A 23,614-nucleotide genomic window follows, 5' to 3' on the forward strand; every position below is an offset into this window, starting at 1 on the left:
TGAGCAAGGCATGATGCAAGAACTCCTAACCGGAAGAACCCGACTGCTATGACCAATCTGAGCACGGAAGCGATTCACCTGCCGCAACCCACTGAACTATCCAGCAAGATCGTCAGTGTCTATGAACTGCTTATGGATTCTGCGCTGGATATTCCCCAGTACCAGCGTCCCTACAAGTGGACCGGGAAGAATATCAACCAACTGTTCTCCGATATCGCCATCCACAAGGACAAGTCCGCCTACCGCTTGGGCACTATCGTTTTTCATCAAGAGGGTGGGACAAGGAACATCGTCGACGGCCAGCAGCGGACTGTCAGCCTGCTGCTGGCGGCCCGTGCGTTGATTCAGCGTAACAAAGAAAAAAAGCTCGAACGCAAAGACCTGCAAGAGCGCCTGCTAAAACTTGAGCAAGCGATGGTGAATCCAAGCTTTAGCAGCGAGATCTCGCAGAAGAACATCCACAGCAATTACCTTGAGGTGGCCCGCATCGTTTCCCGCGCGGACTTCACCGAGGTGCATATCGACTTCTTCCTGAACAAGTGCCAGGTCGTGGCCGTGGCCTTGAACGATGTGTCGGAAGCCTTCCAATTCTTCGACTCGCAGAATGCGCGGGGCCGGGACCTGGAGCCCCATGATTTGCTCAAGGCTTATCATCTGCGTGAGTTCGGCCCGCATGACGAGCCATTGAAGGCGGCAACTGTAGCGCGTTGGGAGAACAGCGACTCCAAGGAGTTGGCCACACTGTTCTCCCAGTACCTGTACCGCATCCGCAACTGGTCGAAAGGGGTTTCGGCTCGTTACTTCAGCAAAGATGACAGCGACTTGTTCAAGGGCGTGAACATCGACACGGTGGCCAGCTATCCCTATGTGGAGCAACTGCGCATCGCCCACCATTTTGTAGATAACTACAACGGGCAGTACGAGCGCAAGATCGACTCGCGCGAGCTCGGTTTTCCCTTTCATCTGGACCAGCTCATCATCAATGGTCGGCGCTTTTTTGAGCTGATCAGCCACTACCAGAGCAAAGTGGCGCGGATCAGCGCCGAGTCCTGGAACGGGCATGAACTGGTGGGGGCTGAGGGGCTTGATGGCTATGCGAAAACTATCATGGATACCCTCAATACTTACCCGGCAAGAACCCGAACCGGCGATTGTTATGTACGGGCGATGTTCGATTGCCTGTTGATCTATTACATCGACAAGTTTGGTCACGCGGATATCTCTCGTGCCATCGAAAAGGTTTTCGTCTGGGCCTATAGCCTGCGCCTGAAGATGCAGGTAGTGCAGCTGGCAAGCATGGATAACCACGTGCTGGAGAACAATCTGTTCAGGTTGATCAAAGACGCCACACGTCCTGCCGACTTTATCAACTGCAGTCTGGCGGTGATGAGCGGTACGAAGTCAACCAGGACCGATGAGATCGAGGCTCTGTTCAAGGCGATGAAATATTATGAGTAATGAAATCAGGCAGCTTTCCATCAAGGCGCTGCTGAGCGGTAGCGTTGAGTATGTTATTCCGATGTATCAGCGTAATTACGCCTGGGAGGAGGGTGAGATCACTCAGTTGATTCAGGACGTGATCGACTACCTGCCAATGACCTCTGATAAAGCGCGCAATTACTACATTGGCACTCTGGTGGTGTATGAGCGCCCGGATAGCAAAACCCCGGTGTTTGAAACTATTGACGGCCAACAGCGGCTGACGACCCTGTCGTTGTTGACGTCGTATCTGAAAAACACCCGGTTGGTGGATCTCGCCTGGTATTCGACTTTGAGCATTCACTTTGACAGCCGCGAACATTCGCGCGCGACCTTTGAGGCCATCTTCGAGGGGAAGTTCAACGACGATCCTGCCGAGGTATTGGTCGGGAGGCAGATCAATACCGGAATCCTTAATGGCTATCGGCTGATCCAGAAAGTCTTGCCTCAGAAGCTGAAGGAGAAGGGAATTTCGCCTCAGCAATTCGCCGACTACTTGTTTGACTTCGTACAAATCATGCGGGTTAAGGTACCGGCTGATACGGACCTGAACCATTACTTCGAGATTATGAACAACCGCGGTGAGCAGTTGGAAAAGCACGAAGTGCTCAAGGCGCGGATGATGGAGAAGTTGCAGGGCTGCGAGCGGAGTCAGAATTGCTTGCACGTAGTGTGGGAAGCCTGTGCCAACATGGAGCGCTATGTGCAAATGGGCTTCACGCCTAGACAGCGTGGCAGCATTTTTGGCGAAAAGAACTGGGGACGTTTTGAACTCGCTGACTTCGATTCGCTTCGGGCTGCGTTGCACAGTACGCAAGAGATGGCTGCCCAGCAGGACACTCGCTTGACCCTTGATCAGATCATTGCCAAGGCACCGGTCGCTGCGAAGCAGGATGAGCCAAGTGAGGACTCGCCAGAGCGTTTCAACACGATTATCAACTTCCCGAACTTCCTGTTGCATGTGCTGCGCGTCGATATCCAAGCGGACATCCCTCTGGATGACAAGCGCCTGCTCGACACCTTTGAAGAGTACGTATTAAAACAACCCGACCCAGTGGCCGCGGTGAAGCGTTTTACCTTCAGCCTGCTGCGCTGCAAGTATCTGTTTGACCAGTATGTAATCAAGCGCGAGTTCATCAAGGGCGCTGATGGCTGGAGCTTCAAACGCTTCAAGTGGAATGAGGGCGGTGAGCGCAGCCGCGCTGGTCGAGGAAGTTATGTGAATACCTTCGGCGAAGAGGACGGTAATGAAGGCATCAACCGTCGCATTCTGATGCTGCTGTCGGCATTTCATGTTTCTACGCCAACGCTGGTCTACAAACACTGGCTGAATGCAGCGCTGCATCACCTGTTTCATGCTGATCAGATTGACGCTCAAGCTTATGTTCAGCACATGGAGTCGGTCGCCAAGGCGTTTGTCTTTGACCGATTTCTCGCTCCAGATACAGGCCTGGATTACTACGCGATCATTTATCAGAACAAGGGTGGATGTCAGACACGTCGCGAAAGCATTACCGCGGAGAAAATTGAGTCCAGATTGACGTTTGGCAACATCGAAAACAACCTGGTGTTCAACTTTCTGGACTACCTGCTTTGGCTTGAGCACGGCGCAAGCGAGCCGGTTAAATCCTATGAATTCACTTTCCGTAGTTCGGTAGAGCATTACTACCCGCAGCATCCATTAGACGGACAAGTTCAGCTCGACGCTGGCGCGCTGAATTCGTTCGGCAATCTCTGCCTGATCAGCCATGACAAGAACTCACGCCTGAGTAATTTCATGCCCGCGGCTAAGAAAGAGTTTTATAAGAACAACACCATCGACAGTGTTAAGCAGTATCTGATGATGGAAGCAGAGCCTTGGGAAGCCGGTGCTATATGCACACATTCCCAACACATGAATAACGTGTTGCTCAGGAGCCTCGCCAGTAAACACGAAACCGAGTAAACCCTGCAGGATGCATCTGGTTACTCAAGAACCTCGCTCTGAACACCGCATCCGGAATGGCGCTCAGACCCAGGATGCGGTTCTCAGCGAAAACTGTCGGCTCAACCGTTCACGACACTCCCTGTCGCGAAGGCCCCTCATGCTTCTTTCATCAACAGGCAAAACGATGGTTTTCATCGACCCGAGCCACTGAGATCTGTAACCCCGAGAGGCCGCACCATGAAAAATCTGTTCGCAATTGTTGGCGTCATCGTCGTCGCCAAGAAAGGCTACGAGTTCTTCCGTGAATACATGGAGATGAAACAAGAGCTGGAAAAACGAGCTGCTGAATCGGCCTGACAACTGCGGCACTGTCGACCGCGTTTTTTTCACCACCAGCAGGTTGTTCTCTAATGCCCTGGCCACCACATCCCTTCACATTCACCTGCCCCCAATGCCATTGGCATAAAACAACTGTGCCACCTAGCGATGCGTTGCGTGAGGGCAAAGACTGGTTTTCAGCTTGCCCTGCATGCCAGCATGTCGACCTGGATGTCCGGCCTGCGACGGGGCTGGAAATCTTCAAGGCCAAGCTGGCGCGACCGTTTAGCTAAAGTCTCATTCAGTTCGAGGTTTGCGATGTGTAAAGATCAAGCTGAAGGTTACCCGGACACCCCATCACCCTCGGTAGTTGAAGCAGAGGGTGAGGTCGAGTACAGCGAGGAGTTCGCCGCCATGATCCTCGAACAGGAGCAGAGCGGCTGTTTCCAGGAAATTGATGTCGACGACATGCTCGCAATGCTCGACCGCATGATCCTTGAGGCCCAAGGCTTGGGCAGTGTGCATTAGCTCTCCAAGCAGAGCGTCAACAACTGATCCAGCTTGCATGGCGAGACTTGGCCGTCCATGCCCCAATGATCGCAGGAGTATGTGCCGCCGCGCACCGCTTTGCCTTCGTCGTCATAGACGGCAATGACCGCGTTCCACAGTGATGCCTTTGGTGCTTCGCTCAGAGGATCCAGGCACAGCAGATGAGTGGGTTGGTAGACACCGCCATCCTCATAGCCCTGATGCCCCACGACCATCAACCAGTGGCCTTCCAGCTTCGACCAGCTCATGCAGACCAGGACGACAGCGTCGCTTTTAATGGCGTCCTGTACAGCGTCGACGATCTCTTTCTTATTTCCATTGATCAGCTCAGACAAAATTCCCTCACCCCGAAAATGCCCCGCCAGGCCAATCAGGTCCTTGGTGGTTGTGCCCCGGGAAACCAGTGCGCCATGCTCTCGAAGTGCATTACGGAATCGGCCTTCGCGACTGCGTCCATCCCAGTCGCCCATGTAGGCGATATGTTCCCTCTCAAGCGCACCCAGGGTAATCAGGCCCATCATGAGGGCGTAGGGTCCGCAAGCGGCATCAGCATCTCCTTGACGCATGTGTATCAGGCCCGGTTTGTCGAGGGCGCTGGTAACAGGGCCGTCGGGGGAAACCATTAGCCAGGGACTGACAAACATTTTATTCATTGCAAATTTCCTTGTCGCAAAGCTTTGACCGCAAAGCGGTTGCTTCCCTTGATAGATGGATGTGGCAATCAGCGGTACTGACTGCGGACGTCAGACCCGGACCACCGGGTAGCAGGCGTCTCCCCAGAGGGTGTCGGGCTTATCAAGCATTAACTCAATGACCAACGGGACCAGCTTGCCGAGCAGATTGCTGCAGTCGCGCAACTGAGGTCGATTGATGCTGCTGTCCCAGGTCGCACCGCCGTGCATGATCTGATTACGCAAGGTGTAGATTCGATTGAACAGCACCGCGAGCACTTCAGCGGTATCGCGCTGTGCCAGCGCTGCCTGCGCTCTGCGTCGGCCATCGGCAAAACGCTCGGTCCATTGCTGTTCGCTGATCTTGCCATTCTGGTAATCCCAGAAACTCTGAAAAACGTACTGATTGTCCAACAGCACGCGAATGCTTCCGGAAAATTCAGACCACACCAATTTCTCAATCTGCCGCCCCTGGTCCAGGTCGCACAGCTTGCGAAGAAAGGCGCGGAATGTTTCCTGCTCCGAAAGTCGATAGTTCTCATCGATGTCAGTCGCATAGGCCGCGTTGAAGGCAATCCACAAGAAGACGAAACGGCCGTCGGCGTCGTCTGCCTGCTCTGCCCGCTGCAGCCAGCTCAAGGAGCGGTGTACACGCAAAGTGAGATTGACGTGATGAGTGTCGCGTTCAAGGCGGTGACGCGCCTTAAGGGTCTGGAAATCCATGAGGGCTGACTCGTTAGGCAGATAGGTGGTTGTCGTTCACATCGTGGTGTCATGCAAGGCCAGACTTTGGCGCTGACTGTCGATCAAGGACTGGCGTAGAGTCTTTGGCTCGTCGATACGGATGGCGCCAGCTTGTGACAGCAGCCACCATTTCAGCTCCCAGCTGTTGTTGATCGTGGCGGTCAAGAGAGCACCGTCCGATTCATCAATCAGTTTCATATCCTCCGACAGCGGAGTCTCGCGCAGGCGTTTGGCGAGAGTGGGGTCGACCCAGGCGCGTAACTGGATCATCTGGCCTTCGCCAAACTGCATGGCACCACTCTGGACGTAATCGGCTAGCTTGAAGTCCGCGGGTCTTCGGCCGGGTTGACTGAGAAGAGTGACGGCTTCGAAGCGATGGGCTGCGTACAGTCGAACGTCGTCGAAGACCTCGGCGCAGGCGACCAGGTAGGTGATCTGTCCGCGCTGCACCAAACCCAGTGGACTGAGCGTGAGTTCATGCACGCGATTTTTATTCGCCGACCGGTACCGGCAGTGCAGTTGCAAGTCTTCGAGCAGTGCTCGATGCAACTGGTCCAGATGCTCTGCATTGATTTCCGGGGCAATCAAGTTCAGTGCCGGTTGTACGCTGGCGACCTTGTCGACCCAGCGCGCCGAAGCGCTTTCCTCACCAAGAGCCGTGAGCTTTTGTCGCGCTTGACTGAAGCGAGGTTCAAGGCTCTTGAGCATCAGCCCGGGTACCAATGGGCGAATGCTGTCCTCCACCAAACGCAGGGTCAGCGCTTCTCCCACCGTGATTCCAGGCAGGTCGATGGAGCGTCCAGGTTGCCAGTACCAACCATAAGGCGTGCCTTTATCGTTGCAGTGCAATGGAAACAGGCTCGACAGTTCGTTGAGGTCTCGCTCAACCGTACGTTTTGTCGTGCGATGGCCGGCCTCTTCCAACTGTTGGTGGAGTTCGGCGGCAGTAAGGCCTGGGGCACGATTTGGAAGCAGTTTGAGCATTTCCCATTGGCGGGAGATGGTTGTGCGGGTGGAGTGCGTGGGCAACGCTGGTTTCCTTACTCTGGCTCACGAACCGCAGAGCATGGCGTCAAGCGTGAGTAATATCAACTAGCCATAAGTTCGAGGCAAAAAAGTCATCTCAATGTCCGGGGAGCCTCTGCCTTTACCTTTGGATGAAGCACATTGCACTCATGCGCGTCACACCTTGTCGCCGAGTGAGGAACAATGGATGTCGACTGAATTGATGGGTGTGCCTGAATTCTTTACATATGGACGCGGCAAACTCTGCGCGCAAAGGAATAGTGTCTATCCGGGGCTCCGGACCTGTTCCGTTTGTTTACCTGTATGAACAAACAACGTGGACGTAGCTTGGTCTTTTGCTTAGGGTGTGGCCTTTAGACACTATCTGGAAGGCGGCGGGATGAAGCGCAAACAGTTCCTGAATCAACCTGAAGTTCAGTCTTTCATTGCATGGCTGGAAGCGAATTTGCCGGCGCTCACGTTCAAGCTGCGTTTCAAGTCCAGCAAGTTCGTACCTGGCGGTTTGGTGGCTGATGTCCAGGGGTTCGAGCAGGTCCTTGAGCACTATCGCTGGAAGGCAAGCTGGCTGGACACCCACCCAAGCCCGGTGGATTCACAAACCTGGCCTGAAACCCGGTGCTCTCTCGGGCAGCTTCGCGAGTGGCTGACGAGCGCAGTCAACGCGGGCGATGAACAACAAGCTTTGCAGGCATGCTTGCAAATCCTTTGTTGGGGTGGTGTGCGGGGAGCCATTCCCTTTTTGCATCGTTTGGCCGCAAAAAACGAGTTGTCGCGTTATTTGAAAAAGATGGCCGTACTTGTGTCGCTTGACGGTGGCAATGATCTTGATGATCTCGATACGAGTAGCGTCGAGCGTTTCGATGCTGGCCTGACCAAGATTCACGCCTTGTTGGATATCTCGGGATCCCCCATTTATGACAGTCGCGTAGGCGCTGCGATTGCCATGTTGTATTCGATGTTTCGTCAACAATGGGTGGGAGTTGGCAAACCCTTGCTCGCATTCCCGTCCGGAGCCGCTCGTGGCAGCCAGATTCGCAACCCGGGAGCTTTCTTGAACGGGCTGGCGGCGCCGCAGTTTTCGGCGATCGATTATGCAGAATGGGCACGTTGGCAAGTGCGCTTGGGCTGGATTATTCGAGACCTGCTTGAACGTACCAAATGGTTCGCCGAGCAAGGGTCAATGCCCGCGCGTTGCCACGCCTTCGAGGCCAGTCTGTTTATGCTCGGCTACGACCTGCGGTGCTTCGGTGCGATGCTGGCGACTGATCCGAATCCAGCATTGCCAGAGATCGAGGTGAAGACGCGGGAAAGTGACGGCAATGGTTGGGTACCTACGGGGCACCCCTTCAGTCAGGTCCTCAAGGATTATCTGACGTTCCGTCACGGCGGCGCACTCGACAGTAAAGCGTCCTTCGTTGCCTGGCTGATGGCCGACCCAAACAATGATCAATCACTCAAGCGTGCTACCGCCCTGGGCTACTGTTTCCCGTTTACGATCCAGGAGTTCGACCTGTTCGGTCGGCCGCTCGAAGAGCTTGAGCGAATCGTTGCTGGTGGCAAGGATGGATTGTGTGCGGCACTGGCGACCGAGACATTGGAGCCATTCTCTCTGGGTGATGAACGGGTAGGTGTCTGTTTGGTGGATGTATTGATCACGGGCAATGCGTATCTGCGTGCGACGACCGAGAAAGAGCGCATCGACTACATCATGAGTGCCGGGTATGCAGGTACCGCGAACTCCGCAAGGACGTTGATGGCATTGGGGCGTAACGTGGGCAAGCACTTCGGTCTGCTGGATGAACAACATTTGCCGACGACTTTGTTTGGGCAATTTTTCTGCGAATGCTTGCTCGACGCCTGACTCCCATACGACATTGAACCAGCGTGACGCGATCCAGGTCGCTTCACCGGACCGGAGCGACCATGCAAACCCGAAACGGAATTCAGCTGTACTCCGCCTCAGATATCTGCGGTTTTCTTGAATGTCAGCACCTGACGGCGCTAGACCTTCAGAACCTTGTCTTGCCCATGGCAAAAGCGGCGGCGAGCGATCAGAACCGATTGATACAGGACAAAGGCCTGGCCCATGAGGCGGCCTTTTTCGAGCGGCTCAAAAGCGAATATGCCAACGTAGTCGACATTGCCCAGGGCAATCCGAGTTTCGCGCGTCGGGTGGAACTGACTATCCAGGCCATGAAGGCCGGTGTCGACATCATCTTCCAGGCGTCGCTTCAGGAAGGCGCATTTATTGGTCATGCTGACTTTCTGCGTAAAGTGCCGCTGGCGTCGGCACTGGGCGACCACAGCTATGAGGTGATCGACACCAAGCTGGCGAAAACGGCCAAGGCCAAGTTCCTTGTGCAGGTTGCGCTTTATTCACGAATGCTGATCTCGATCCAGGGTGTGCAGCCAGCGTTTATGTATGTCGTACTCGGTGATGCTGCGCGTACCGAACAGGCCTTTCGGGTCGCCGCCTACGCCGATTATCTGGAGCATGTGCTGCAGCGTTTCGATGCGTTCGTGAACAGTGCCGAACCGCCATTCACCTATCCCGAACCATGCGGGCATTGTGGGTTCTGCGCCTGGCGTGATCGCTGCGACGAACAACGACAGCAGGACGATCACCTCTCGGCGGTAGCGGGTATCAGCCGTTCGCAAATCAAGAAGTTACAGAGTGCCGGCGTGACCACATTGCACCAGCTGGCGGACAGTGCCGACGACCTGCGCATTCCGAAATTGCAGGCAGAGTCGTTGAGCAAGTTGCGGCATCAAGCGCGTTTGCAGTTCCAGGGGCGTTCCAGTGATGTCCCGTTGTTCGAACTTCTGCCTGTCTCCGGTGAGCGGCGTGGCTTCCATCGGATGCCCAAGGCGGTCGAAGGTGATCTGTTCTTCGATATGGAGGGCAATCCGCTGGAGGAGGGTGGCTTGGAATACCTCTTCGGTCTGTACATCGACGAAGCTGGGCAGCAAACCTTCAAGCCCTTCTGGGCGCATACCCGAGAAGAAGAAAAGGTCGCCTTCGAGCAGTTCATCGACTGGGTCATCGGTCATTTCAAGCGTTACCCCAACGCGCATATTTACCACTACGCCAGTTACGAAGAGACGGCCATCAAGCGCCTGATGAGCCAGCATGGGACGCGTGAAGCACAAGTGGACTGGTTGCTGCGCAACGGCAAACTGATCGATCTGTACAAGGTCGTGCGCGAAGCGATCCGGGTTTCGGAGCCCAGTTATTCGATCAAGAATATCGAGCACTTTTACATGGATCAACGCGACGGCGATGTCACCAATGCTGGCGCGAGTATCGTGTTTTATGAGCGGTGGAAAGAGACCGGCGAATCGGTGTTGCTTGAGCAGATCGAGCGCTATAACGAAGACGATGTGCTATCCACGTACCTTTTGCGCAACTGGCTGCTGAAGATCAAACCGTCAAATTCCGGCGTTTTTATCGGAACTCAGGCCGAAAGCGAGAAGTCGGTCGTGGAGCAAAAGGAAATCGAGATTCTTCTGGAGAGTTATCGCGTTCGTCTGCTCGGTGGCCTGCCAATCGAGGAAGAGGCCATGAGTGACGAGGATCAGGTCACCTTGCTCACTTTCCAGCTACTCGACTTCCACCGCCGCGCAGATAAACCGACGTGGTGGCAGATGTTCAGCCGTCTGGACATGACAACAGAGGAACTGCTGGAGGATATCGAGAGTCTGGCCGGATTGCAGCGCACAAAAACACCTCCGGAGCCGATCAATCGGTCCTATCTGTATGAGTACAGTTTCGAGCCTCAAGAAACCAAAATGCGTACCGGCTCTCAAGGTGTCATCACCGAGTCCCTGGTCAGCGCACAGCTGGTTGATCTGGACCATGACAACGGTCTGGCGACATTCAAGGCTACCGAGAGAAACGCGCCGCCTGATTACTTCGACATGATCCCCGGCAAGCCAATCCCGTCCACTTCGCTGCGCAAGGCGTTGTTCCGTTATGCCGACAGCCTCCTGGCAGGCGAACAGCGCTTCCAGGCGGTTACAGACTTCCTGCATCGACGCGCCCCACGGGTGAAAGACGTTGAGCCTGGTGCGCCACTGCTTGATCCCGGTCTGCCGACCATTGATGCCATCAAGCAAGTGGTACGCAATCTCGATAACAGCGTGCTGTTTATTCAAGGACCGCCGGGTGCAGGTAAGACCTATACCGGTTCCCATGTCATCGTGGACTTGCTCAAGGCAGGCAATCGCATAGGTGTGACATCCAATTCGCACCACGCTATCAATAACCTGCTGGCGGCTGTCGAGTCTCGTGCGCAAGAGGAGGGATTCACTTTCAAGGGTTTGAAAAAATCCTCGGAGGGAGAGGGTACGGAGTTCACTGGCCGCTGCATTCGTTCGATCGAGGACAAAACCGAATTTCTCGATGCTTGGGGGCCGAACATTGATTTGACGGCCGGCACTGCGTGGCTGTTTGCCGATCCCGCCTTCACCGAGCAACTGGACTATCTGTTTATCGACGAGGCTGGCCAAGTGAGCGTGGCGAACCTGGTCACGATGGGTATGGTTGCAAGCAACATCGTACTGATGGGCGACCAGATGCAATTGTCACAGCCGGTGCAAGGCGTGCATCCGGGCCGCTCGGGCGATTCCATCCTCGACTATCTGCTGGATGGCACACCCACTATCGCATCTGATCGCGGAGTGTTCCTGGCGCAAACCTGGCGCATGCACCCCAACGTGTGCTCGTTCATTTCGCAGGCTGTGTACGAAGGTCAGCTTTCTTCGGCGCCCGGTACCGAGCAGCGGGTATTGGTGCTGGATGGCCAGCGACCGGAAGTGCCCAATAGCGGACTGATGTTTTGCTCTGTGGAGCACGATGGCAACAGTCAAAGTTCGGCCGAAGAGGCGGCACGGGTCAAAGACCTTTACGCATACTTCTTGCGCCAGCGTTATGTGGATAATAAGGGCGTCGAGCACGCGATCTGCATCGAAAACATCCTGGTAGTAGCCCCCTATAACCTGCAAGTGCAATTGTTGAAACAAGTGCTGCCAGCGGGTGCTCGAGTCGGTACTGTGGATAAGTTTCAGGGGCAGGAAGCAGAGATCGTCATCGTGTCGATGGCGACCTCGAATGAGGATTATCTGCCCCGAGACATTGGTTTTCTGTACTCGAAGAACCGCTTGAATGTGGCCGTCAGTCGGGCGAAGTCACTGGCATGTATTGTCGCCAGCCCTGATCTGACAGCCATTCGTTGTCTGACTCCGCACGACATGAGCCTGGTTAACGGATTGTGCATGGCTGTCAGGTATGGAACGGTTGCCAGCGCCCCTGTTCGTCGTGCATAGCAATCCCAAGGGGCTTTTACATCTATCAGGCAAACCTGGCTCGAAGAGTGCTCCCGGCTTGGCAGAACGTGGACTGGCCACAATGACCGCTAGCCCACACTCGACCATGAACGAAGCACATTGGAAAAGGGAGATGCGCGTCAGTCATTCATGAGCCAGGGACGCAACTCCTTGAGGTTGGTTGCCACGATTTGCTGTGCCTCGGGGTTAGTGGCCTGATTTCTCGGGTCGATCTGATAGCGTTGCAATACATACTTCACCAGCGCTCTACGACTGGGCACTACCAGCTGGCCATCAGTCATGCCAAAGTCGGTTTCGATGATTGACTTCTGCGCTGCGTTCAGCCGTCCATCGGCTGCAAAAATGACGGGTATCTCGGTATTCCAGTCTTCATCCAGCTCACGAGTGTTCTGCGATTCGTCGAGCAAATCCGGCTGGCCCCGCAGGCGGCTGAGTACAAAGTCGCGGTACTGGCCGTTCTTCTCGCAGTAAGCCCGCACATGCCAGCGCATACCGGTGTAGACCAGTGTGTGAGGGGCGATCAGTCGAATTTCCACGTTTGGTGTGTTGAGCGATACGTACTCGGTTTCCAGGCGCAGGCCATCGCGACAGGCCTTGAGCAATGGGCGCAGGACTTCCGGCCGGATCGGGCGATCCGGGACTTCCAGCACCTTGGTGTGAGCGTAAGCCAGGGCGAGCCCATCAATGTGAGGAGCGCGTTCGTTGTTCTGGTAGAGCAGGTGCAAATAGGCGCTTGCGCTGTCGTCGATGAACAGCGGCGTGAACGCCTTGCCGGGCACGTAGCCTTTTATTTTTTTGTCATATGTAAGGTTTTTAGGCGCATGTTCCGTGATGTAGGTGTTGATGTCCTTGGACGCCTGCTGGCGACTGATACCGAAGCTCTGCATCAAGTGTCCCGTGGTTAACCGGCCCTCCCACCAGGCAACGGTCTCAATCAAACGATAGCGAAGTGCCAGATCCCAGCGGACCTGTTCGATGGACTGCTTGCGTTTCATACCCTCTCCATGTGCGCGAATACTTTACCTGTATAAGTCTACATTCTAGACCTGTCGCTTAACACTACATATCGTGTGTCTGTCTTCAAAATGAATTGAAGTCACGAAAGGAAGTGGACATGAGTATGTCGGAAGCGGTTTCGACGGGTGCATTGCTGATGATGGGAGCAATCCTGCTGGTGTTACTGCATCAGTGTCTGAGATTGCGTGAGCTCTGGCAGATGGCTATGGGCTGCCAAAAAAATGCGCGCTGGGCGCGGATTTGGGAGGCAGAGAACCGCGAGTTGCGTTCGGCACTGCGCGCTGAAAAAGCACATATCGAGCAGTTGCAAAGAAAGCTGGTGATTTTGCAGGAATTGATCCCGGCTGAGGGATAAGGGAATGGACATGAACAGACTTGAACGGATTAAAGGCTGCCTGCTGGGAGGCGCTGTTGGCGACGCGTTAGGCGCCCCAGTGGAGTTTCTCGAGTGGTCGGTAATCGAAGCCAGGTTCGGTCCACAGGGAATCATCGATTTTGTTCCGGCGTACGGTATCACCGCCGCCATTACCGATGACACTCAGATGATGCTTTTTACCGCGGAAGGCTTGTTGCGGGCCTACGTGCGCGGTAGCTCACGAGGGGCTTGCCACGTCCCTGACGTCATTCATCATTCACTACTGCGCTGGCTGATAACCCAGGGTCACGCTGCTGCGATACCGGTTGATGGAGACGGGTGGTTGTTCGAGCAACCGGCGCTCTGGTCTCGGCGCACACCTGGTACTACCTGTCTCACTGCACTCAAGGCCAGTCCACGGCTGGGCGCTGTGGCCGAGAACAACAGTAAAGGCTGTGGTGCCCTGATGCGAGCCGCACCTTGCGCCTTCTTTGCAAACGCCTTTGACTACGCTGCCCAGTCAGGACGCCTGACTCACGGGCATCCTACGGGCTATCTGGCGGCCGGGATGTTTGCCGATATTCTCCAGCGCATTGTCGATAGAGAAGACAGCCTGGAACACGCGATCACTCAGAGCCTGGCCCAATACGGTCAAGTTCCCGGTATGGAAGAAACACGAGCCCTCATTGAGCGTGTTCTCTTCTTCTTTTACGAGGGCTACCAGCCCACCGCGCAACGAATAGGCGAACTCGGTGGTGGCTGGGTCGCCGAAGAAACGCTGGCTATCGGATTGTGGTGCGCCCTGGCAGCCTCCTCGTTAGAAGAGGGCGTGATCAGAGCGGTGAATCACGGTGGTGATAGCGACAGTACCGGGCTCATCGCCGGGCATTTGTTGGGGGCACAGTATGGTGCTACAGCGATTCCTGCTCGATGGTTTGAGCAACTGGAATTGCGTGAGGTGATTGTGCAGGTAGCTGAGGATCTTGAGCGCGTGCCCCGTGAGTACTGTGGGGTTGGCGGCGAGTTCGATCAGCAGATCGAATTGGCATATCCCGGGAGTTGAGCACACGTAACGCAGGGTGGCTCAAAGGGGCGCTCGCGGAGCTACTGGCGCGGCAACGATTCTGAAGAATAGGTGGGTGATAGTTCGCCCGTTTTATCGAGCTGCGTACAGGACGGGGCTTTGAACCTTGAGATTTCACATCAGCTTTGTTCAGCACGATGTACAGCGACTCTGCATGGAACGGCGTGGACTCGATGAATTCAATGTCGGACTGGTCGATGGTTCCGGCCGGGTCAAGCCCGATGACTCAGACCTATGCCTGATTGACCAAGGAAGCTGCAGTGCTGTGGTTTGAAGCAGCAGCCCCACCGGTCGTACCAGGGTTATAGTCCGGTGTATCGATGATGCACAGGTTGCCGAATAGGTCCGGGTCCATGGAAGCCTTGACGCTGGTGAAGGGCAGAATGTGCTGGTCAAGTACGTGGTGCAACGCTTCCAGATCAATTCCAATGTCAACGACCCCAAGCCCGAGGCCCAGCAACTGGTGCTGGCGCACCGGGCTCAGTTTTGCGGCCTTGGCTTTGCATCGATTGAAACGCGGCAGGAGCATGCGCGTTGTGACGTTCACGCCCCTGTCTGCTGGCTACCCTGGCAACCCTTGATCAGATCGCCCGCTCGAGCAGCTGCGCCTCGGCGATTTGGCCATCTTGATAACGCAGCAACACCTGGTGTTCACCTTGATTGAATAGCGATTGGTGCAGCTGGCGGGTGTCGAATGGACCTTGTGCCAGCGAACCGGCAATGCTGTCCAATTGCGCCGTGAAGCTTTGGCTTAGCGTGCTATCGAGGCTGAAGACTCGTGAGCTGGTCAGTTCCATCTGCGAGCTGTACACACTGCGACTCTGGGTGGCGATAGCGTCGAGCTGCCCCAGACTTTCAAGTACCTTGGCTGCAGCGCTGCAGTGACGTTGCTGCGGATCAGCCATATAGCGCAAGGCGCTGCTCACAACCTGCAACTGAGTAGCTTGCAAGTATCCGCTCACCCAACTTTCCATCTTCGCCAGGCTGCCTTTCAGCGCTTGGCGGGCACTGTCTGCCCCGAACAGCTTGTCGGCCTCGACAGCCTGGGCGACGTCCAGCTCTTCTTTCATTTTGCGGTCGAAGAATTGCCTCAGAGCCGTGATCTGGCTGTGCTGGCTTTCGAGGGTCTGCACAGCGTAGTGACTAATGCCGTCTTGCGCGTAGTGGTCGAGCAGGTCCTGGGTATAGTCGACCATTCCGGCGAGCGATTCCCAGCGGGCTTCGTCCAGTTCGCGCAGCACGCTGTCGAGCTGGCATTTAATGGCGTTCAGCTTCTCGTTGATATCGTGCAAGTGCTTCTGGCCCACGGCTGAGGACACAACGTTCCACACCGCACCGCTGAGCAGCACGTTCTGCAGGTCTTCCGGTAATGACAGGCTGGCCTGCTCGCTGATCTTGCCACCGGTACGGACGAAAGCTCTGACGCTGCCATCATTGTTGGCGTTTTTGGTCAATGTCTCGAAGGGCAGGCTACAAACTACATAGTTGCCCCTGGACATCTCTCCTAACGCGGCAAGCCCCGGCACATTGGCCAGCAACGGGCTGAGCGCGCTGATCTGGTCGGTGGGTAGCGGACGATGTACGCCTGCAGGCGGTCGCTGCAGCGTGTTGAGTTTCAGCAGTGTTTCGCCCTGGCCGTTCTGCACAACCAGCTCTGAGTTTCCCGGCGTGGAGGCGGGAGCTACATTGGTCGGTGCCGGTGCCGGTGCCGGTGAACGTGTCGCAGGCGCTTCGCGGTGCAGGCGAATCCAGCCCATCTGGGCCACAAATGGCACGGTCACCCTGTAGGCTTCGGCAATGCTGCTATGCAGGCCGAAGCCAGCTGTAGCTACGGCGCCGATGGGGTTCAGGCGAAACCCCGTGGTTGCCACGGTGAACAACGCCGCGCTGCTTGCTGCCGACAGACCGACCGCGGTGCCAGAGCTTACTGAGAGCGCGTCCTTGAGGTTGAACAGCCCGGCCAGCACCTTGGTACTGGTGGCGCGCTCAAAGCGATCGTTAGGCGCCAATTCGCGCCAACCGGCACCGAACAGCGCCAAGGCGATCTGACGTTCCTTGTCGGCGACGGACCGGCTCGCTGCGTCGCTGCCATTGAGCTTCTGATAAACGTCGTTGACGATTTCGGCATAGGACACAGCAGACTTTTTCAGGAAACGGCGCGTCAGATTCATCGCCGAGTGCCCGCCGAATTGCTGCAGTTCGTGCCCCAGCAGCTTGAGCTGCTGTTGGTCGTAGCCGGCAGGTCGGGAGCTGTGCTTGGCTTGTACCAGCCGCTTCTTGACGTCCGCGTCCAGACCGGCGCGGCCTCTTGAGAAGTCGGTGATGATGTCCACCAACATGTCCACCTCATCGGGCTTGGCGCTGAGCAGGCTGGCGAAGAGTTCGTCGTCGCAATCGATTCCTGTAGTTGCCATCGTGTCCTTACCTCTCGGTGTCTAAATCAAGTTCAGGGGAGCAGCCGGCCAATATAGAACGTGGGCTGCATCGCGCTAATTTGCCGTCGGCAGCTGCGTGGCCACTACCAGCTGCACCTCCACTCGACGGTTGAGAGCACTGGCAGGATCCACGCCCGGTTTGGGGCGTGAGTCACCGTAGCCTGCCACCACCACGCGCAGTGCCTGCTGTGGCTCAAGTGCCTGAATCAGTAGCTTGCGAGCCTCGCGTGCCCGTGCGGCAGACAAGGTGTAGTTGTCGTCATACACCGTGCAAAAACGCTCATAGTCAGTGACCGGGCGGGAAACCGGCAGGTTGTCGGTGTGCCCCTCTACCAGCACTTGCCCCTGGCCGTAATCCTGGATGAAGGTGGCCACCCGTGCACTGAGCAGGGTCAGTGCGCCTTTGGCTGCGGGGGTAATGCAGGCGCTACCTCGGGCGAAAGCATTATCGGGGAGGGTCAGACGGCGGTTCTGAATGTCGATGTCCACCAGATCCGTTTCGCCGGTGCGCTGCAGGTCCGACTGCATAGCGGCCAGCAGTTTGCTCAGGCTTGCCCGCTGGGCTGCGTCGCCCTTGCTGCGCTCTTCTTGACGAGCGGCCTCCATCTGCTGCTTCTCAACTGCCATCGCAGCCTCGGCCGCTTTGTTCTGCAGCACCGACACCACAAGCATCAGCATCACTACGGCCATTACCCCAGCCATAAGGTCGGAGATCGAGACCCATTCATTGGGTTTTTCTTTCATGGCCGTCTCACGCTGTCAGAGGCTCGTCGGAAGGCTTGCGTGCCAGCGACTGCTGGGCTTGATCGGCCATCTGCTGGAGCAGGGCAACCGTAGAGCCCGCCGCTTGCTGCAGGGGTTGCAGGTGATTGGAGAACTGCTGTCCGACCTTTTCCGCCAGCGCTTGGGGCAGGTTGGCGACCTGCTGCGTGCCTTGCTGCGTGCTGGTTGTCAGCGTCTTGAGTTGGGAGGACAGCTGCGCCAGGTTTTTCACCGCTTCGCTGAGCAGTTGGCCGCGCTGGTGCGGGTCGCTGCGCAGCTCACCTGCCAGTTTTTCGAGCACTAGCAAGGTTTGCGTGCCTTGGGCGAGCAGTTCCTGGAAATGCCCATGCAGCTTGTCAAAGCTATCGGGCAGCTCTTTCAACTGTTCGAGCTTCTTGCCCGTGGCTCGCATGTTCCTATTACTCTCAGAGATATCAGTCAGCCCTTGAGTGATCTGTTCTCCCAGCGTCCTCATGTTTTTTTCCATCTGACTGATGGCGCCGTTGAGCTCGTCGTTGGTCGTCGTGAACATCGCGCTGGCGTTGGTCTGAGCCCTGTTGGCCCCTTCGATGTTGCGGCTCACGCTCGCCATCACCTCATTGACCTCGCCAGAGAGCCGGACTACGGCCTCGGAAATATTGTCGGTAGCCGATCGCAGGTTCTCCGACATCGTCGTGGTGTTGTGAGTGAAGTCCTGGCTCATCCGGTTGACGTTATCCATCATCCCGGTCTGCAGCTCGTTCATTACGTCACTCAGGCGTGAGATGTTGGCATCGAGACTGCCCTGCATCGTCTGCAGGTGGGCATGGAAGTCATCGTTGAGCTTGTCGATGGCCGCACCGACGCTCTTCTCCATGGTTAATACGCTGCCTTCCAAGGCACTTGCAGATTGGGCCAGCTGCTTCGCGGCTTTACCCATGGTAATGCCGGCTTGCTCGAGCGTATTGAGGTTGTTGGTACTGGTGGTGACGAACAACTCCAGGCTCTGCTGGCTGGCTTGTGTATGCGCGCCAACTGCCTGTGTCGCTTCGATACCTTTAGTCGAAAGTGTGGCCAACTCATCAAACCGCTCTTGCAGATGAGTCGCCTGCGCGCGGTCTGCGTCGAGTTGCGCGCCATGCTGCCCAGTCAGGGTCGCCAGCAAGGTTTGGCTCTGGCGCTCACGGCGCTCACTTTCATCTCGCGCGTGCTCCCATTGCAGGGTAGCGGTCTGTTGTAGGCGCTCCGTCAACTGGTGGCCGTGTTCGAGTGTCTGCCCCAGCCCGGTGAGCTGCTGGCTCGACTGTTCCAGTTGCGCCTGTAGGCGGCCGAGGCCAGCGTCGAGGCCCAGCAGGGTTTCTCCTTGGCCCTCGAGCAGGTCCAGGCGCGGCAGGTGGGCGGCGTAGCGAGCCAGTGCCGCGAGATAGCCTTCCGCTCCGCTGAGTTGTTGCAGCTGCTGCAGTTGCCCGTCCAGATTGGCGGCGGTCCGCGCGAACTGCTCATCGCAGGTTTGTCCGCGTTTCAACTCGATCAGCTTAAGCTGCTTGAGTTCATTGCCCAGCAATTGGCTCTGACCGGCAATGGCCTGCACCAGTTGCTCACCGACGGCGGCCAGGGCCTGCCGGGTGAGTTGGTCACGGAGCTCGGTTGCGTTCTTGTGCTGATCCCGGCGGTTGTCGATGTCGCGCTTCATGCGGTCGACGCACCAGCCGGTCCGGCGGCTTTCAGCGGACCAGCGGGCAGAGTCCCACAGTTTCAGCGCGATAAAAGCGATGATCCCCCAGGTCGAGGTTTTGAACTTGGTACCCAAGTCTTTCATCATGCCCGTGAGCTGGCCCAACGAGTCGCTCATTGCGTTCAGAGAATCGGCGTTGCCCTGCAGGATTCCAGAGGCTTTGTCCAAGGCCATGCCCAGGCCCAGGAAGGTTCCCAGCAAGCCGACGATTAACAGCAGCCCCGGCATATTGGCTACGATGCGTTCGGGTAGAGTGGCCACTGCCTGGTTCAACTCACCGAGTGCCCCGTGCTCGATGTCCAGCGCGCCCTTGTGCGTGCCGCCTTGCCAGTTGCGCTCCCAAGCCGGAGCGCGGCCGAACACCTCGGCGGTGATCAGCGAAACCAGCATGCCACCTATGATCACCGTGCAGAATACCAACTCCAACGGGTTCCCCAACGATGGCGATAGGAACTCCAGAACTGTGCCACTCACGCTGCCACCTCAACCTGGGTGAATTGTTCGGCACGCTTGCGGCAGTCGGCTTCGAAGATGTTGGCGAAGCTGATGATCAGCGATTGTTCCTCGCGCTTGAGGTTCTCCCACTTCTCGCCGTTTTGGGCGCAGCGAATCAGCAGTTCACCCACCTCAAAACCGTCGTCGATAAGGTATTCACGGTCCTGGTCGATCAGGCGCTGCTCGTCATTTTCCAGTAATTGCAGGAAGCCCTCGGCTGCATAGACATAGTTGCGCTTGGCGAGGACATCGCTGGCAAGTTTGTCCAAACGGGCCTCGTCGGTAGGCAACAGTTTTTCGAGGTCGGTGAGCACCTTGGCCTCCTCGACCGGCAGTGGTTCCAGCTTCGCTAAATTGTTCAGGCGCTTGACGATCACCTGGTCGCGGGACACGCGCTTGCCCAACTCCTCCCAGGTGTCTTGATGCTGCTTTAGGTCCAAGCCCCACACGTTGATCATCTCTTCGAACACGAACGGGATCACCGGCTTGCCGAATCGAGCGGTGGTCAAGCTGTCGAGGCGCTCCATGGCATCGTCATCGAGTTCGGCGTGGCCTTCTATCAACTGGCTGGCGATCTGAATGATGAACAGCGGCTCATCCAGCACATTGTGAATTTCTTTGACGTGCTCCATCTGCTCTTCGTACAGGGGCAGCAGTTTCTGCACAGCTCGAATGCGTAGGTAGTGCTCGAAGTTGACGAACGCTTCATCCTCGACCAGTCGGCTGATCCGAGCACGAACCAGCTCGTAGCGGTTGCTCATGGCCAGGCCTTCGAGCGCTTGGCGGCCCGACTCATCAACGTGCTCCATCGCGGCTTCGAGGTCGGCGGCACGCTGTTCGGCTTCTTTGACTTCCTGATCGTTAAGCAGATGGCGCTTGATGTCGCGGGCGCGGGCGATAACCCATTTGATCGCCGCATCGACCTTGGCTATAAGCGGATGGTTATCCAGATGCTCCAAGACAGCCAGTGCCTTGTCGAGCGCCATGCTGATGCCCTGAACCCAAGGGATTGGCACATTCGCGGCGATGGTCCTCAGCACCATACGGGCTTTGGAGATATAGGGTTTGGCGGCCTTGTATAGACGCTTGACTTCACCAACGAAGGTTTCGGCCTTGTCAGCCAGCCAGTTGACCGCCTCTACGACCTTCTCCTTGACCACCTGAACCGCTTTGCTGACAAAACCTTTGATCTTGCTTAACCAGCCCATTTACCCGTCACTCCTTGAGTTCACGCCCAACAATTTGCGTGCGATATCGGTACGCCCGGTCTGTTCGCCAGGTGTGGAAACTTTTATGTCATTGCGTGTCAGGAGCAATTGCTCGATGGCGCCGAGCACATGCTCAGGCGTCAGCCGTCCACCGCCGCCTTCCAGCAAGGGTTTGGGCAACGCCAGGCGCAGGCAGGTGCGGATTTCCCGGCCAGAGAGACCGGCAGAGGGCTGCACTAGCGCCTCAATCAGATCTTCGCGCACCAGGCTCAGAGGGATGCCTTGGACCAGCAGCTTGGCCCAGATCGCTCGACGTTCGTCATCACCTGGAAGCTCGAAATGAATATGCTGAGAGATGCGGCTGACGAACGCCGAGTCGTAATTGCGAGCGAAGTTGCTGGCGAAAATCACGATCCCGGGGTGTTTCTCCAACTCGATCAGCAGGGTCGAGCGCATCGCGTTGACTTCATTGTCGATGCCCTGGGTCACTGAGGATAGGCGACGACCGAGCAGCGTATCGGCCTCATCGAGAAACAGCACCGCGTCCTCGTTGCGCGCTGCGGCAAACAGGCTGACGATGTTCTTCGAGGTGTCACCCATGAACTTGCTTTCCAGGTCAGCGATGCTGGCATTGATCAGCCGCTTGCCGATACTGCCGGCGAATGCTTCGGCGGTGAGGGTCTTGCCGGTCCCTGGGGCGCCATGAAAATTGAGCAGCGTGCCTCTGCCGTTTGGGTCGACCTGCGCGAAACCCCAGGTCTCATAGATGACGTCGTGATAGCGAATCTTGACTAAAGCCTCATCCAGTTGCTGACGATTACTGGCCGAGAGCACCACGTCCCGCTCAAGGGTGAAGCGCGGTTCGCTGCTGCGTTGCGGTGCACAGGCGTCAGCTAGGGCGGGTGCGTCGGGAGCGACGAGTTCAGGACGAAGGTTTTTGTACAGGTATTCTCTGGAAGACATGCTCAGCTCTGCCTCAGGTTATGGGGCAGGCAGATGACCAGGCCGGAGGGCGAATGGCTGAGCAGAGCAAATGTGCGGCGCAGGGGAATGTTCACACGAGAATTCCATTTGTCGAGGTGATGGGTGCGAAATGAATTGTGGCCATTTGCTTGTATCGACCGGCTGCGACGGTACTTGAGGTGGATGTAAAAGAAAAGCGCGTCGGATTTATTCTCGTAAGCCGGTTGGGGCTAGGCTTGCTGCTTCCACTGCGAACTGGCATTTTGCGCGAAGATATCAATGCGGCATCATGCCGAATGAGCGTGAGCAACCCTCACGACGACCGTCCTGAAAGCGTCGCGACGACCGAAGAGGAAAAACGATGTCGATCCCGGATTTTCAAAGTGTCATGCGCCCCGTGTTGGAGGCTGTTCGGGACGGTGTTGCGATACCGCTTAGCGCACTTCGCGAGTGCATCGCTGATGTACTCCAGCTAACTGAAGATGAGCGCAAGGAGCGGCTGCCATCTGGGCATCAAACGGTGATCAACAACCGCGTGGGCTGGTCTAGGACGTATCTCAACAAAGCAGGTTTGTTGACTATCCCGAGCAAGGGCATGGTGCAAATCACCGACCGTGGTCGGCAAGCGCTGGCCAACGGCCCTGCGCGCATCACCGTGACTTGGCTGAAGCAGTTTCCTGAGTTCGCCGATTTCCACACCGCCAAACCCCAGACCACCGAGGTGCTGAGCGTGATGGGGGGTGTGGCTGTGGAGCGCGCCGAGACGACCCCGGATGAGCAACTGGCTGATGCTCACCAGGCACTTATTCAGTCGCTCGCCGAAGACCTTCTGGCACAGGTGAGGGCTGCCAGTCCGATTTTCTTTGAGCAGCTGGTGGTCGATTTGATGTTGGCCATGGGCTATGGCGGCTCGCGTAAAGAAGCCGGCAAGGCAACCCAGGCTACTAATGATGATGGCATCGACGGGATTATCAATGAGGATAAGCTCGGGCTGGACGTGATCTACCTGCAGGCCAAGCGCTGGAGCAATACGGTGCATCGGCCGGAGATTGATAAGTTTATCGGTGCGCTGACTCGGCAGCGGGCGCGTAAGGGGGTGTTTATCACCACCTCGGATTTTTCCGTGGGGGCCCGGGAGGCGGCGCTTGGGCTGGATATCAAAGTGGTGCTGATCGATGGGGTTGAGATGGCTCGGTTGATGGTTGAGAACAATTTGGGGGTTAGTGTTAAGCAGGTTTATGAAGTGAAGCAGCTGGATAGTGACTACTTTTCTGGGGAGTGAAGGTGGGGGAGGTGGGTTGATTGCTTCACCGGGGTGATTTTAATCTGCTCAGTAAGCTATTGATTTATAAAACTAATATCGACTTTTGTTTTTGGTTGGAATACCAATTGGAATACAGCACTCCACTTGACTACTCGTTTGCATTCGAACTGACCAGCACGCTTCGTAACCATGATTGGCAGTGAACTGCCCATAGCTGCAGATGGCGACAGGTAGAAGTCGGTCAACGATCGGATCGG

Annotated in this window: 18 protein-coding genes; 8 read left to right on the top strand and 10 right to left on the bottom strand. The window is 56.5% G+C overall.

What is annotated here, in order from left to right:
* Positions 1-48 precede the first annotated feature (48 nt).
* From JFT44_RS17965 to JFT44_RS17975, 3 genes are all read left to right on the top strand, one after another.
* Positions 49-1,458 carry a DUF262 domain-containing protein gene (locus JFT44_RS17965; RefSeq protein WP_198830986.1) on the top strand — a complete coding sequence of 470 codons (1,410 nt, stop codon included), beginning with the start codon at positions 49-51 and terminating at the stop codon, positions 1,456-1,458.
* Entirely contained in the window at positions 1,451-3,424 is a 1,974-nt protein-coding gene (locus tag JFT44_RS17970) for a DUF262 domain-containing protein (RefSeq protein ID WP_198830987.1), read from the top strand. Before JFT44_RS17965 ends, JFT44_RS17970 begins: the two co-directional genes overlap by 8 nt.
* A gap of 618 nt (positions 3,425-4,042) precedes the next feature.
* The gene (locus JFT44_RS17975; RefSeq protein WP_070413310.1) at positions 4,043-4,252 is read left to right on the top strand and encodes a hypothetical protein; all 210 of its coding nucleotides are present in this window, start codon (positions 4,043-4,045) and stop codon (positions 4,250-4,252) included.
* Here JFT44_RS17975 and JFT44_RS17980 read toward each other — a convergent pair.
* The 3 genes from JFT44_RS17980 to JFT44_RS17990 form a co-directional block, all read right to left on the bottom strand.
* Positions 4,249-4,926 carry a hypothetical protein gene (locus JFT44_RS17980; RefSeq protein ID WP_198830988.1) on the bottom strand — a complete coding sequence of 226 codons (678 nt, stop codon included), beginning with the start codon at positions 4,924-4,926 and terminating at the stop codon, positions 4,249-4,251. The genes JFT44_RS17975 and JFT44_RS17980 overlap by 4 nt on opposite strands.
* 90 nt (positions 4,927-5,016) lie before the next feature.
* On the bottom strand, positions 5,017-5,667 hold the full coding sequence (locus tag JFT44_RS17985; RefSeq protein WP_198830989.1) for a HEPN domain-containing protein: 651 nt from the start codon (positions 5,665-5,667) through the stop codon (positions 5,017-5,019).
* A gap of 36 nt (positions 5,668-5,703) precedes the next feature.
* Positions 5,704-6,717, bottom strand: coding sequence for a YafY family protein (locus tag JFT44_RS17990; protein WP_198830990.1), 1,014 nt, complete (start codon positions 6,715-6,717; stop codon positions 5,704-5,706).
* A gap of 376 nt (positions 6,718-7,093) precedes the next feature.
* On the opposite strand from JFT44_RS17990, the gene JFT44_RS17995 reads away from it, so the two are divergent.
* On the top strand, positions 7,094-8,575 hold the full coding sequence (locus JFT44_RS17995) for a hypothetical protein (protein WP_198830991.1): 1,482 nt from the start codon (positions 7,094-7,096) through the stop codon (positions 8,573-8,575).
* A 62-nt stretch (positions 8,576-8,637) separates the two neighbouring features.
* Positions 8,638-12,039 (top strand): TM0106 family RecB-like putative nuclease, encoded by a 3,402-nt coding sequence (locus JFT44_RS18000; RefSeq protein ID WP_198830992.1) that lies wholly within the window; start codon positions 8,638-8,640, stop codon positions 12,037-12,039.
* 140 nt (positions 12,040-12,179) lie between these two features.
* On the opposite strand, the gene JFT44_RS18005 is transcribed toward JFT44_RS18000, so the two are convergent.
* Positions 12,180-13,055, bottom strand: a complete 876-nt coding sequence (locus JFT44_RS18005) for a WYL domain-containing protein (protein ID WP_019582650.1) — start codon at positions 13,053-13,055, stop codon at positions 12,180-12,182.
* 119 nt (positions 13,056-13,174) lie between these two features.
* Between JFT44_RS18005 and JFT44_RS18010 the strand changes: the two genes are divergently transcribed.
* Entirely contained in the window at positions 13,175-13,432 is a 258-nt protein-coding gene (locus JFT44_RS18010) for a hypothetical protein (RefSeq protein ID WP_069673146.1), read from the top strand.
* A gap of 10 nt (positions 13,433-13,442) precedes the next feature.
* Positions 13,443-14,495, top strand: coding sequence for an ADP-ribosylglycohydrolase family protein (locus JFT44_RS18015; protein ID WP_198830993.1), 1,053 nt, complete (start codon positions 13,443-13,445; stop codon positions 14,493-14,495).
* 253 nt (positions 14,496-14,748) lie between these two features.
* Here the strand turns inward: JFT44_RS18015 and JFT44_RS18020 are convergent, their stop codons facing one another.
* The 6 genes from JFT44_RS18020 to JFT44_RS18045 all read right to left on the bottom strand — a co-directional run bounded on the left by JFT44_RS18020 (position 14,749) and on the right by JFT44_RS18045 (position 22,093).
* Positions 14,749-15,063: a hypothetical protein gene (locus JFT44_RS18020; RefSeq protein ID WP_198830994.1), complete on the bottom strand. Its 315-nt coding sequence runs from the start codon at positions 15,061-15,063 to the stop codon at positions 14,749-14,751.
* Positions 15,064-15,097: 34 nt separating this feature from the next.
* A complete protein-coding gene (locus tag JFT44_RS18025) occupies positions 15,098-16,930 on the bottom strand; it encodes a hypothetical protein (protein ID WP_198830995.1) in 1,833 nt (610 codons plus the stop codon).
* A 75-nt stretch (positions 16,931-17,005) separates the two neighbouring features.
* Positions 17,006-17,695 (bottom strand): OmpA family protein, encoded by a 690-nt coding sequence (locus JFT44_RS18030; protein ID WP_169989877.1) that lies wholly within the window; start codon positions 17,693-17,695, stop codon positions 17,006-17,008.
* Positions 17,696-17,702: 7 nt separating this feature from the next.
* Entirely contained in the window at positions 17,703-19,817 is a 2,115-nt protein-coding gene (locus tag JFT44_RS18035; protein WP_233098385.1) for a hypothetical protein, read from the bottom strand.
* Positions 19,818-19,897: 80 nt separating this feature from the next.
* Positions 19,898-21,130, bottom strand: a complete 1,233-nt coding sequence (locus JFT44_RS18040) for a hypothetical protein (protein ID WP_198830996.1) — start codon at positions 21,128-21,130, stop codon at positions 19,898-19,900.
* A complete protein-coding gene (locus JFT44_RS18045) occupies positions 21,131-22,093 on the bottom strand; it encodes an ATP-binding protein (RefSeq protein WP_198830997.1) in 963 nt (320 codons plus the stop codon). It lies immediately after the preceding gene.
* A gap of 361 nt (positions 22,094-22,454) precedes the next feature.
* Between JFT44_RS18045 and JFT44_RS18050 the strand changes: the two genes are divergently transcribed.
* Positions 22,455-23,375, top strand: a complete 921-nt coding sequence (locus JFT44_RS18050; protein ID WP_069673153.1) for a restriction endonuclease — start codon at positions 22,455-22,457, stop codon at positions 23,373-23,375.
* The last annotated feature ends 239 nt before the right edge of the window (positions 23,376-23,614 follow it).

The sequence above is a fragment of the Pseudomonas sp. MF5691 genome (genome assembly GCF_016405645.1).
In the GTDB taxonomy this organism is placed as follows: Bacteria; Pseudomonadota; Gammaproteobacteria; order Pseudomonadales; family Pseudomonadaceae; genus Aquipseudomonas; species Aquipseudomonas shahriarae.

Bases quoted from the DNA above. Each gene is read 5' to 3' on its own strand.
- JFT44_RS17965 (WP_198830986.1), top strand. From the start codon at position 49: ATGACCAATCTGAGCACGGAAGCGATTCACCTGCCGCAACCCACTGAA.
- JFT44_RS17970 (WP_198830987.1), top strand. From the start codon at position 1,451: ATGAGTAATGAAATCAGGCAGCTTTCCATCAAGGCGCTGCTGAGCGGT.
- JFT44_RS17975 (WP_070413310.1), top strand. From the start codon at position 4,043: ATGTGTAAAGATCAAGCTGAAGGTTACCCGGACACCCCATCACCCTCG.
- JFT44_RS17980 (WP_198830988.1), bottom strand. From the start codon at position 4,926: ATGAATAAAATGTTTGTCAGTCCCTGGCTAATGGTTTCCCCCGACGGC.
- JFT44_RS17985 (WP_198830989.1), bottom strand. From the start codon at position 5,667: ATGGATTTCCAGACCCTTAAGGCGCGTCACCGCCTTGAACGCGACACT.
- JFT44_RS17995 (WP_198830991.1), top strand. From the start codon at position 7,094: ATGAAGCGCAAACAGTTCCTGAATCAACCTGAAGTTCAGTCTTTCATT.
- JFT44_RS18000 (WP_198830992.1), top strand. From the start codon at position 8,638: ATGCAAACCCGAAACGGAATTCAGCTGTACTCCGCCTCAGATATCTGC.
- JFT44_RS18005 (WP_019582650.1), bottom strand. From the start codon at position 13,055: ATGAAACGCAAGCAGTCCATCGAACAGGTCCGCTGGGATCTGGCACTT.
- JFT44_RS18010 (WP_069673146.1), top strand. From the start codon at position 13,175: ATGAGTATGTCGGAAGCGGTTTCGACGGGTGCATTGCTGATGATGGGA.
- JFT44_RS18015 (WP_198830993.1), top strand. From the start codon at position 13,443: ATGAACAGACTTGAACGGATTAAAGGCTGCCTGCTGGGAGGCGCTGTT.
- JFT44_RS18025 (WP_198830995.1), bottom strand. From the start codon at position 16,930: ATGGCAACTACAGGAATCGATTGCGACGACGAACTCTTCGCCAGCCTG.
- JFT44_RS18030 (WP_169989877.1), bottom strand. From the start codon at position 17,695: ATGAAAGAAAAACCCAATGAATGGGTCTCGATCTCCGACCTTATGGCT.
- JFT44_RS18035 (WP_233098385.1), bottom strand. From the start codon at position 19,817: ATGCTGGTTTCGCTGATCACCGCCGAGGTGTTCGGCCGCGCTCCGGCT.
- JFT44_RS18040 (WP_198830996.1), bottom strand. From the start codon at position 21,130: ATGGGCTGGTTAAGCAAGATCAAAGGTTTTGTCAGCAAAGCGGTTCAG.
- JFT44_RS18045 (WP_198830997.1), bottom strand. From the start codon at position 22,093: ATGTCTTCCAGAGAATACCTGTACAAAAACCTTCGTCCTGAACTCGTC.
- JFT44_RS18050 (WP_069673153.1), top strand. From the start codon at position 22,455: ATGTCGATCCCGGATTTTCAAAGTGTCATGCGCCCCGTGTTGGAGGCT.